The organism is Maridesulfovibrio sp. (genome assembly GCF_963666665.1).
Taxonomy (GTDB): Bacteria; Desulfobacterota; Desulfovibrionia; order Desulfovibrionales; family Desulfovibrionaceae; genus Maridesulfovibrio.
This window is the reverse complement of sequence record NZ_OY762999.1, coordinates 461,577-472,500: the sequence shown is the minus strand read 5'-3', so window position 1 is coordinate 472,500 and position 10,924 is coordinate 461,577. Positions and strand designations below refer to the sequence as shown.

Below are 10,924 nucleotides of genomic sequence, written 5' to 3'. Positions count from 1 at the left end.
CCTCTCAGTTGGTTTCTGCGCATACATGACAAAATACAACAACCGCTACAAAATGGCGGCAATCACAGTGACCATTGTGACACTGGCTAGCCTCGGTGAGCCTAACCGTATTGAATTCGGACTATTCAGAGTGCTGGAAATCGGTATCGGTGTTGCCAGTGCCTTTGTAACCAGCATCACAATCTGGCCTTTGCGGGCATCTGAAACGCTCAAGGAAGAGCTCTTCAATCAATTTGAAGAGTGTGCGGAAAACTATGAGACCCTAATGGAAGGCTTTCTCGACAAACAAAGCTGCCTTATTCCCAGTGCCCTCGAATCGTTTAACAGCAGACTGGCCAAAAACAGGGAAATCTACGCCAAGGTAATACGCCTCGAAAGATTTATATATGTAGAAGATACCCAGTTGCTGGGAATGAAAGTCGAGATCCTTGAAAAGTGCGCTTCACACTTGAGGGCCATGCTGCATGCTTTGAGCCATGTGCACGGAGAAGGCTATCATATTATTATGGAACCTGAACTGCGCCAGCTTGCACAAGCAACTTCCAAGGCGATGCGGGCAATCGGCTCCAAGAAAATTCCAAATGAACAATCACTTCATGAAGCATTGGTCACTTCCCAAAAGCGCCTTGAATCTCTGCGTAACGAAGGGGCAACTCGCAGATTTTATCTGCAGAAAATGATTCAGTTCTTTGCTTTCTATCATAGTGCTCAATTCATTTGCGAAGACCTGCTCCGCTACACAAGAGAAAGAAAAAAAATCAATGCCCAAAAAAAACACAACTAATAAACACCAGCCAGACTGAGTAATAGTTTATCTGCTTGCGGCTTGTCATACTTATGAGTCAGAAGCAAATCACGTACGCTGACTTTCTTTCCGTAATATCTTTTATTAAAATCATTGCTGACCATGAATGCTCCTGTTCGAGCAGTCATGCCGCCATACGCTCCGGCCTGATCGACCAGCAGCACGATATTTCCTTCGGCATCAAAAGTCCCACGATTGCTGCGGTCGGCAGTATGCCCCACAGCCATATCTGCGCCTAAAGAAAGGTCGATCTTTCCGCCAAGAGCATCTTCAAGAGCCTCATCATCCATAAGAAACACCAACAGTGTTTTACCTTCAACCCCACCCTGCAAGCCGACATCAATCCCGGCCATATTAAAAAAAGCAGGGCCGTTCCAAAATCCGGTATCGTCCTTCGCACAAAGAATTCCCGGTCCCACTTCAGCTCCGACAAAAAATGCGGCCTTGTAAACATCTGGAAAGATAAACACAGCCCGCGACTCTTCCAGCAAATAATCAATATATGGCCAATTCTCTTTGGCCCTCAATTGTTTAAGGGCGCAAGCAGATGAATCAACAATACGCTGCATCGTTGTTGAGGAATTACTGACGCAAGGGTTGCCGACAAACTGTTTTACCGGAGTACATGAACTCAATATTGTAATTGCCAGTCCCAGCAGGACGGCGGTTATCTTCTTATGCATGCTGTAATCTAACCTGATATGATTCAAATCAGCAACTGACACCGTGCGCAAATTTCTCTTCTTTCCAAGAAAAATATCGAATGCTAAAAAATGTCATGTCAAAGCATGCAAAACATGTTTATTAAATATTAACAAAACGTATTCAAGGAAGAATAAATGTCTACCATACTGAAACCGTACAATGAAAGAATGATGGAGGTACTACTCTTTATCCAGCGCAACCTGGATGGAGACCTCTCCCCGGAAACACTGGCAGAACTTGCCTGTTTTTCCGTTGCCCACTTTCATCGTATTTTCAAAGGCATGGTCGGTGAAAGCTTGAAGGAGCATGTACGGAGATTACGTTTAGAACGTGCTTCTTACCGGCTTTGCTATTCAAATACCACGGTCATGGATATTGCCCTTGATGCCGGTTTTGAATCTCCCGAAACATTCAGCAGAGCATTCAAAAAAAGATATCTGGTTTCGCCCAGCGATTTCAGGAACAATTCAAGAGCTATGCTTGCACCCGGAGGTGACGGTAAAATACATTACCGCCCAGACCCAAGTATTGAGGGTTTTGAATTGGATGCCACTCCGCATTCCTGCGAAGTGGCAATCCGCACTAGAGAAGAAGTTCAAGTCGTATTTATCCGTCATGTGGGCCCATACCACAAGGTGACTGTGGCTTGGGAAAAACTGTGCGGGTGGGGATACGGAAGAGGTCTGCTTTCAGACAAAACAGAATTTCTAGGACTCTCCTACGATGATCCGGACATCACTCCGGAAGGTAAAATCCGCTACGATGCATGTTTCACTATTAATGAAGAAGTTGAAACGCCCCCTGAAATGGGGATTCAGGTTATCCCCGGCGGAAAGTATGCGGTCACTACCCACTACGGACCTTACGAAAAAATGCATGGTATCTACCGTGAACTTTACGGTAAATGGTTACCCAGTAGCGGCTACCAACTGAAGAACACCATTCCGTCATTTGAAAAATATATAAAAGTTCCACCGGATGTTCCGCCCGAAGAAGCAGTTACGGAAATCTGGCTGGCAGTTTATTAATAATTTAAAAAGGAGCGCCAAAAATGGACGTACAAATCTGGACCCTTGATCCGACTAAAATGGCTTACGCTGAACATGTCGGACCTTACGAAGAGGTAGGAAAAGCATGGGAAAAACTTTGCGGATGGGCTGGCCCCAACGGTCTTTTCAATGAGAAGACCAGATTCTATGGAGTCTACCATGATGATCCGGGACAGGTTCCCGCAGCAGAATTGCGCTCCGAAGCATGCATTACTTTGGAAAATGAAGTAGAAGTACCTTCCGGAATCAAACTCAAAGATTTCCCGGGCGGCAAATATGCAGTTACTGCCCACCTCGGACCATATGAAAAACTCAAAGATTCCTGGACCGAATTTTACGAAAAATGGCTTCCGCAAAGCGGGGAAACCCACGCGGAAGCACCATGCTATGAGCAGTATATGAACGATCCAATCAACACAAAACCTGAGCATCTTGTTACCATATTGCTCATGCCCTTGAAGTAGAACACGTAAAAAAGCACCCCGCTTCCGTACGAACGGTTGCGGGGTGCTTACATATGAAGCTAAATTAATATCCGGCAATCATGACTTTATTTTCCATCATCATGGGAATCCAGAGCCTTTTTCCTTTCCGGTCCAGATAAAAATCTGCGGGACCTCCGATTTTTTCTCCCAGATCAAGCGTAACACTCTCTCCTGTTTCAACGTCCTGCCTTATCAAGACACCTTCTTTTTTAAAATCTACCCAGTCGGAAAAGATTATATTTCCGTCATGATAAACCATTCCATCATAAAATCCCTTTCGCGGGCTGATCTTCTCAAAGTGGAACTTACCATCATCAATATACCCTTTACCAATAATACCATTAGGCTGGTGTTCTTTACCGAATGAGCAAAGATAAACTGTTTCGGTCTTGGAATCGTAAGAAAGTCCGTTAGGACCGAAAAGATCAGAATCACATTCAAGTCTGGTGAAATTAAGAGAGGAAGAGGTATCCAAAAGATAAATAGCTCCGATATCCATGGCGGAAACAAGCAGCTTATCCTCACTGATCGCAACGATCCCGTTCAGGAATGAAGTTCCTTCACCGGAAAAATCCACATCTGCCACCTGTTTTCCATCTGCAACAGAATAACCTTTGATCCGGTCAATATCAGCAACATAAAGAATGCCGTTAAGCACGACCAGTCCTTTAGGCGCATTCAGTCCTTTGATGAACTTACGTTCAAGAACTTTTCCTTCATCAGAAAGTCTGGAGATATACCCATCTCCATCTTTATCCATTGGCTTAAGTTCTTCACCCACATTGGAAACATAGAAGTAATGACCATCAGATGTCACACTTTCAGGGGATGAGAACCCGCTAACGATGGTAGTTTTTGTTGAGCAGGCTGCAAGTTGCAGGGCCATAAAAGCACAGATTGCGATGATTAAATATTTACGCATAAACTTTCTCCTTTGTTCTATTTGAAGAAAAACTAGCGTAAATATTCCGATAGGACTTGCGTTTAAGGACCAGATTTTGCTGAATTCAGGTCAGCACGATATTCTCGGGGAGTTAGTCCGTAATTTTTTCGAAAAAGAGAGCTGAAATGAGACAAGCTTTCATAGCCTGATTCATATGAAATTTCTGTAATACTCTTGGCCGAATTACGCAGAAGCTGCTCCGCCCAAGACATACGCCGCTCACGAATCCAACGCGCGGGGGTGGTATTAAACTCTTTTTTGAATTCACGCTTAAAAGAGGAAAGACTTCTTCCGGACAATTCTGCCATGGCTTCCAAACTGATATTTTTATTAAAATACCGTTCCATAACCTCGGACAAATCTCCCCTGCTGCCATTTCTGCAAGCTTTCAAGAAACCGACAAATTCATCATTTCCTGATGCAGTACATATATAATGTAGCAGTTCGTGAACTTTCAACCTCAGAAAATCATCATTTTTACCAAGCGGAGAGTCAAATAATGAGAGCATGGAAGAGAGATAAAGACTGACTTGCTCCGGCACTTTAATACGAAAAGCAGATCGATCCGTAAAAACGATTTGATCATTCCCCACTGAAAGATGATCCACAAAATTACCGAGTATGGCGTCATCGAAAAAGAAAAGAACAGTATCAAATGTCCCGCCATTTTCCGGAATCATCTCAGACATGAGATGACAACCTTTACGGCAGAAAAACGCTTCACCTTTACGAAGAACCATATCACCGTCGGCGGAATGGATATATTTCGTACCCTCAAGCACAAAAACTAAGGAGTGCTGCGACACGCAAACTTCGTGACGGATTTCAGATTTTCTGCTTTGGAATTGTACAAAAGTAATTCCATCGACAGTAATATCAGCGAATTCAGGTGAATTATGTATGAAACGCGGGATTGTCAGCATTGGAAAAGAAAGGGCCGTACAAAACGGCCCTTTGATATTTAATAATTAAAATTCAAGATTCTTGGGAGTTCTGGGGAACGGGATAACGTCACGGATGTTGGTCACGCCGGTGAGCAACATAAGCATACGTTCAAAGCCCATACCGAACCCTGCATGCGGTGCGGAGCCAAAACGACGGGTATCAAGGTACCACCAGTAGTCTTCGGAATCCATTCCGGTCTCAGCAATCCTGCTTTCCAGAACATCGAGTCTTTCTTCACGCTGCGATCCGCCGACCAGCTCCCCGATTCTGGGAACCAACAGGTCCATGGCGGCAACGGTTTTCCCGTCGTCATTCATGCGCATGTAGAACGGCTTGATTTCTTTGGGGTAATCATAAACGATGACCGGCTTTTTGAAATGCTTCTCAGTAAGATATCTTTCGTGCTCGGTCTGCAGGTCCTGACCGTACTCAGGATAATATTCGAACTTCTTGGCTTTCTTGCAACGCTGCAGCAGGTTCACTGCATCCTCGTAACGAATACGTTCAAAGTCGTTATCAAGGGTGTTGCGCAGAGTCTCCATCAAGGTTTTATCAACAAAATTTGCAAACAAATCGATGTCGTCAGCACACTTTTCAAGAACATGGCTGATCAGATACTTAACCATTTCCTCGCCAAGATCCATGTTGTCATTAAGATCGGCGAAAGCAACTTCAGGTTCAATCATCCAGAACTCAGCAGCATGGCGCGGGGTGTTGGATTTTTCAGCGCGGAAAGTAGGACCGAAGGTGTACACCTGTCCGAGGGAAAGAGCATACATTTCAGCATCAAGCTGACCGGAAACAGTCAGGTGCGCATCCTTGCCGAAGAAATCGTTGGCAGCCTGATCTTCCTTTTTCATGGAAGAAAGGGCTTCGTGGTCAAGGGAGGTAACCCGGAACATCTCACCTGCTCCCTCACAGTCGGAACCGGTAATAATCGGGGTATGTACGTAAAAGAATCCCTTGTCGCGGAAAAATGTATGAATCGCGTAGGAAAGTTCGGAGCGGATGCGGAACATAGCACCGAATTTATTCGTACGGGGGCGCAGATGAGCGATTGTCCTTAAAAATTCATCAGAATGACGTTTCTTCTGGAGCGGAAAAGTTTCAGGATCTGCAAATCCGAGCATCTCAATTGATTTGCCGCGAACTTCCCATTTCTGTCCCTTACCCGGAGACTCGACCAACTCGCCGACAACACTCACTGACGCACCAGTGGAAATATTCTCAAGTTCGGCCTCGATTTCAGGGGTGTGGTCGATGATTATCTGCACATTCTTCAAGCAGGAACCGTCGTTAACCTCTAAGAATGAAAAGCCCTTATTGTCACGCTTGGTGCGGACCCAGCCTTTAACCAGGATTTCTGATGCAGCATTTTCCGCATTCAAGATATCTTTAACGCATGTTCTTCTCATAAATTGTCTCCAATCACTCGGTTTTGCGCCGATAATTGCGCTTCGCGTAAGATGTAGCTTCTAGGCGTGCAAATTTCAACAAACTTATGCATCATTAATATTGAGAAACTTACCCTCAATAATTTTTTTAAAACTTTTTCATTTTTTGCTTGCATTTCATAATAGGAATCGTTACTAATTATTTCAACGAAGCGGAACAAGATTTTTTAAGAATAAATTCACACCCAAATTGAAACACAAGGAGAATTCCAATGAGCAAGACACTTGAAAACCTCAAAGCAGCATTTGCAGGCGAATCTCAGGCTAACCGTAAATACCTCGCTTTCGCAGAAAAAGCAGAAACAGAAGGCAAGCCCGGTGTAGCAAAACTTTTCCGTGCAGCTGCTGCCGCTGAAACCATTCACGCTCACGCACATCTTCGTCTCATGAAAGGTATCGGTACTACCGAAGAAAACCTCAAGCAGGCCATCGAAGGCGAAAGCTACGAATTCGAATCCATGTATCCTGAGATGATGGAAGACGCAAAATCCGAAGGTGAAAACGCAGTGCTCCGCTACTTCGGCTTTGCCAACGAAGCGGAAAAAATCCACGCAAACCTTTACACTGAAGCTCTCAATGCAGACGGTGATGTTTTCGCAGAAGCAGAATTCTACATATGTTCCGTATGTGGTCACACTCAAAACGGTGAAGCCACTGAAAAATGCCCCATCTGTGGAGCAGCCCCCAAAGCTTATCACAAAGTGGACTAAATCCACCTCCATATTTTGGATGAATCTCAGCCCCGCCCGCATCAATGCAGGCGGGGCTTTTTCATTCATTATCGAAAGCAGACCTAGACTAATTCCATTGAATACCTATCTGTAATGCTGACAGTGAAAACAGCCAAAACCGGACGGTTGCGCATCCGGGCTTACTGCGCTATCTTCGCCTGTTCAAAATAGACTGCAAAGGGGATTTCAATGGGATTCTTTTCTAAAGTAAAAAAATTGTGGAGCAGCCCGGAAGACAGGGCTGAACAAGCACTTAAAGACTATCTCGGCGATGATTATGAGCCGGAAGTAAAAGCTGAACCGGAGCCGGAACCTATTCCCGAACCGGAACCTGTTGTTGAAGCTGAGCCGGAAAAGATAGAAGAAATAGCTGAAATCCCGGTAGAAGAACCGATCATAGAAGAGCCTGTCACTGAACCAGAGGTTGTGGCAGAGCCTGAAATTTCATTTGAAGAACCTGCTCCTGAACCGGAAGTTATCGAAGAAACTCCGGTAGTTGAAACCGCGTCTGTTGCTGAGACGGAAACGGAAGAAGTCGAGGAAGTTCCTGTAGTAGAGGAACCGGAACCCGTTTCTGAACCGGAGCCGGAAGTAATCGAGGAATCTCCCGCAGTGGAAGCCGAGCCGGCCCCTGTTGCAGAAAAGACCGCAGCTCCCGCCGGACCGACCATTCTTGAGCCGGTTATGAAAACCGAAGCCCAGCCCGCTGAAGACAAACCGCAGTGGCAGATTGAGCTGACTAAATCTCTGCAGCAGGCTGATCCCCGCCTTTCCGTATGGCTGGGTCTTATCCTTGAAGGCATTGAAGAAGCCGGTGACGACCTCTGGAATCGTCTCGCCTTCCTGCTGGAAGCACTTGAAGCACCCAAGAATGAAGCAGAAGACTTCATCGCCCGTTTCAAAGACTGGCTTGAAGAGATGGACTACGAGTATGTGGAAGATTTCCGATCCGAACTCCAGTACCGTCTGGCCCTCGCCCTTGAACTTGAGGATGAGGAAGATGAGCGCAGCCGCTTATTCATCAAGCTTTCCGAAGGTCTGAACAAGACCCGAGAGCAGATCACCAAGCGCATTGATTCCATGCTCTCCAGCCACACTGCCTTTGATGATGATTTCTGGGAAGAATTCGAAGAAATCCTGATCATGGCAGACGTTGGATATGACGCATCCATGGAACTCGTGGAACGCATGAAAGAGCGTATCCGCAAAGCCGGAGAAACTAACCCTGAGAATTTCAAAGACCTGCTGCGCGAAGAGCTGGACGAAATCTTCAAGGTCCCAAGACGTATTAAAGCTTTCAACCCGCCGGAAGTTGTCATGATGATCGGCGTTAACGGTGTAGGGAAAACTACCACCATCGCCAAGCTGGCCCACCGCGCCCAGATGCAGGGCCGTAAGGTTCTCATCGTTGCCGGTGATACTTTCCGCGCCGCAGCAATCGGTCAGCTGGAAGTCTGGGCCCGCCGTGTAGGAGCCGGATTCTACGCCAAGGCAGAAGGCTCCGACCCCGCAGCAGTTGCTTATGAAGCTATCGATTATGCTGTAAAGAACGGTTACGATCTCATGCTCCTTGATACTGCCGGACGTCTGCACAACAAAGCAAACCTCATGGAAGAACTGCATAAAATCCGCAGGGTCCTCGGCAAGAAGCATGATGAGGCACCGCACCGCAGTGTACTGGTCATCGATGCCACCACCGGACAGAACGCCCTTTCCCAGACCAAGATCTTCAACGAGGAAATCGGCGTTGATGAACTGATCCTGACCAAACTGGACGGCACAGCCAAAGGCGGCGTCATGATCGCCGTGACCATGCAGCACAAGATTCCCATCACCCACATCGGTCTGGGTGAAAAAATGGAAGACCTCAGGCCATTTAATGGCGAAGACTTTGCCAAGGCATTGTTGCTGTCGTAGAAATCAAAAGAATATAAAATATGAAAATCCCGTCCGGCTTGTTGAGCTGGACGGGATTTTTACTAAAAATAAACCTAAGATCAATGTCAAAAACACATATGCAAGAAAACATGCAGTTAGTTTGGTACAATTTTATCAGTCTATTCAAAAGAAACTCTCAGCGCTATCTCAATTCTCTTATTAGATTTTTATATGGTGGCTACATAAGAACAACAATACCTTTGGTTAGTTTCTTCTTAATAGTTCTGCTACTTATTCACCCAGAAACAACAAACCATTTCAACCCGCTAATTGATTACTTAAAAAAAGGATCAGAAGAAGATGTTCACAATTATATTATCTTTCGCAACTTAGGTTTATTTGTTGTTGGTTTATTAGGTTCAAGCTTAGCAGCATGGAGAGCAAAGAGCCTAGCTAGACAAGCCTATATTGCTGAACAAGAACATATGGCTAACAGAAAAAAAGGAGCTACTGAGCAATTAGGAAGCACCGACATAATGATTCGTGTTAGTGGCATATATTCTCTAGCCTCTGTTGCAAAAGACTCAAAGGACGAAGAAGAGATACGAAATATTATGGACATCTTATGCATTTTCATACGCGAAAATTGCAAAAAGGAACACAACCTTTACAGCCCGAAGGAAGACGTACAAACAGCCATCAACCAACTAACTCACTTAGCTGCATTCTTTGGCTTAATCCCATTTTATAAAATTAATTTGCCATACACCAATTTACAAAACTACAATTTCGAAAATACCCATCTAATTCAAGCTAACTTTAAAGGCGCAAACTTGAAATCAGCTAACTTTTCAAATGCCAGTTTAGAAGGAGCTTGTTTGGAAGGAGCCAATATAGAAGGCGTTTCTTTTACGACAAACACCTTCAATATGGTTAAACTAACTAGCGAACAGTGCGAAATTCTAGGTATTACCAATCATAAATGGATGTAGAGACCTACTCCCAACCAGTTTCACAAACCGCCTCAAACCCCGGCAGCACAATCTTGCGATGATGCAGATACATCCTGTCCGCACCATCTTCATGACCATAAATAGGATCACCGATAATAGGGAACCCTGCATGAGCAAGATGCGCCCTGATCTGATGGCGGGCACCTTTGGCGATGCGCACTTCTAAAAGAGAAGTCCCGTCTTCATAACTTTCAACTATCTCCGCACTGGACCAACGTTCCGACGGAGCCTGCTCATCAAGTACTTTGGTGCGCTTACGGTCAGCTGTATCCAAGCTGTTCTTTACAACAAAAGCTTCTTCAGGAATGCCGTGCACTTTAGCGTAGTAAATCTTATCCACAGTACCGGAATCCTCATATCCACGAAATTCATTTTCCCGCTCTACGCCGAAGGCTATCAATAACATCCCGGAAGTAAGAAAATCCAATCGATTAGCGAGAATGGGCTCCTTTCCGGGAAAAATCCCGGAAAGACATTCTTCCACTGAAGGCTCTGCGCTTCCGGCAATTGCCGCAGAATGCAAACCTTCCGGCTTATATACGGCCCCAAATCCTTCACCCTGCTTAACCACCTTCACCCGCGACAAAATTTCAACAGCACAGGAACGTTCCTCAACTTCCAGCAGCACAACTTCCGCACCGGAAAACATCTTCAATCCCGAACGGCAACTGCGGCCATTAACCATCACAAAACCGCTTTCAATCAGACGCCTGCGTTCACGCAATCCGCTGTCGGGCAGCAGCTTGAATAAAAATTTATCCAGACGCAAGCCTTCATCGCTATCATCCGCTATAATTCTGTCAATTTCATTCAATTCTTTATCTTCCGTTTCTGGTAGCTGATTACCGTTCCAATTCATCGAACGGGGTTTACGCTGCAAGGGAAACAGCATACAACTCACTAAGCACAATGGAAT

11 protein-coding genes (1 of these 11 running past the window's edge) are annotated in these 10,924 nt (G+C 45.3%); 6 read left to right on the top strand and 5 right to left on the bottom strand.

Annotation, left to right across the window (positions count from 1 at the left end):
* Positions 1-784, top strand: partial view of an FUSC family protein gene (locus ACKU40_RS01985; protein ID WP_320174868.1) — the 3' portion only. 278 nt of this gene lie to the left of the window's left edge; only the last 784 of its 1,062 coding nucleotides appear in the window; its start codon lies off the left edge, out of view; it ends in the stop codon at positions 782-784.
* On the opposite strand, the gene ACKU40_RS01980 is transcribed toward ACKU40_RS01985, so the two are convergent.
* Positions 781-1,488, bottom strand: a complete 708-nt coding sequence (locus tag ACKU40_RS01980) for a lipid-binding SYLF domain-containing protein (protein WP_320174867.1) — start codon at positions 1,486-1,488, stop codon at positions 781-783. The genes ACKU40_RS01985 and ACKU40_RS01980 overlap by 4 nt on opposite strands.
* Before the next feature lie 156 nt (positions 1,489-1,644).
* On the opposite strand from ACKU40_RS01980, the gene ACKU40_RS01975 reads away from it, so the two are divergent.
* Positions 1,645-2,538, top strand: a complete 894-nt coding sequence (locus tag ACKU40_RS01975) for an AraC family transcriptional regulator (RefSeq protein ID WP_320174866.1) — start codon at positions 1,645-1,647, stop codon at positions 2,536-2,538.
* A 23-nt stretch (positions 2,539-2,561) separates the two neighbouring features.
* The gene (locus tag ACKU40_RS01970) at positions 2,562-3,023 is read left to right on the top strand and encodes a GyrI-like domain-containing protein (RefSeq protein ID WP_320174865.1); all 462 of its coding nucleotides are present in this window, start codon (positions 2,562-2,564) and stop codon (positions 3,021-3,023) included.
* Positions 3,024-3,087: 64 nt separating this feature from the next.
* On the opposite strand, the gene ACKU40_RS01965 is transcribed toward ACKU40_RS01970, so the two are convergent.
* The 3 genes from ACKU40_RS01965 to asnS all read right to left on the bottom strand — a co-directional run bounded on the left by ACKU40_RS01965 (position 3,088) and on the right by asnS (position 6,347).
* Complete coding sequence (locus ACKU40_RS01965; protein WP_320174864.1) at positions 3,088-3,966, bottom strand: hypothetical protein; 879 nt, start codon at positions 3,964-3,966, stop codon at positions 3,088-3,090.
* A gap of 62 nt (positions 3,967-4,028) precedes the next feature.
* The gene (locus ACKU40_RS01960) at positions 4,029-4,910 is read right to left on the bottom strand and encodes an AraC family transcriptional regulator (protein ID WP_320174863.1); all 882 of its coding nucleotides are present in this window, start codon (positions 4,908-4,910) and stop codon (positions 4,029-4,031) included.
* A 45-nt stretch (positions 4,911-4,955) separates the two neighbouring features.
* Positions 4,956-6,347, bottom strand: coding sequence for an asparagine--tRNA ligase (asnS, locus tag ACKU40_RS01955; protein WP_320174862.1), 1,392 nt, complete (start codon positions 6,345-6,347; stop codon positions 4,956-4,958).
* Between the two features lie 251 nt (positions 6,348-6,598).
* On the opposite strand from asnS, the gene ACKU40_RS01950 reads away from it, so the two are divergent.
* From ACKU40_RS01950 to ACKU40_RS01940, 3 genes are all read left to right on the top strand, one after another.
* Positions 6,599-7,096, top strand: coding sequence for a rubrerythrin family protein (locus ACKU40_RS01950; protein ID WP_320174861.1), 498 nt, complete (start codon positions 6,599-6,601; stop codon positions 7,094-7,096).
* A gap of 210 nt (positions 7,097-7,306) precedes the next feature.
* A complete protein-coding gene (gene ftsY, locus ACKU40_RS01945; protein ID WP_320174860.1) occupies positions 7,307-9,034 on the top strand; it encodes a signal recognition particle-docking protein FtsY in 1,728 nt (575 codons plus the stop codon).
* A 20-nt stretch (positions 9,035-9,054) separates the two neighbouring features.
* A complete protein-coding gene (locus ACKU40_RS01940) occupies positions 9,055-9,987 on the top strand; it encodes a pentapeptide repeat-containing protein (protein ID WP_320174859.1) in 933 nt (310 codons plus the stop codon).
* Between the two features lie 4 nt (positions 9,988-9,991).
* On the opposite strand, the gene ACKU40_RS01935 is transcribed toward ACKU40_RS01940, so the two are convergent.
* Positions 9,992-10,822: an RluA family pseudouridine synthase gene (locus ACKU40_RS01935; protein WP_320174858.1), complete on the bottom strand. Its 831-nt coding sequence runs from the start codon at positions 10,820-10,822 to the stop codon at positions 9,992-9,994.
* Between the last annotated feature and the right edge of the window lie 102 nt (positions 10,823-10,924).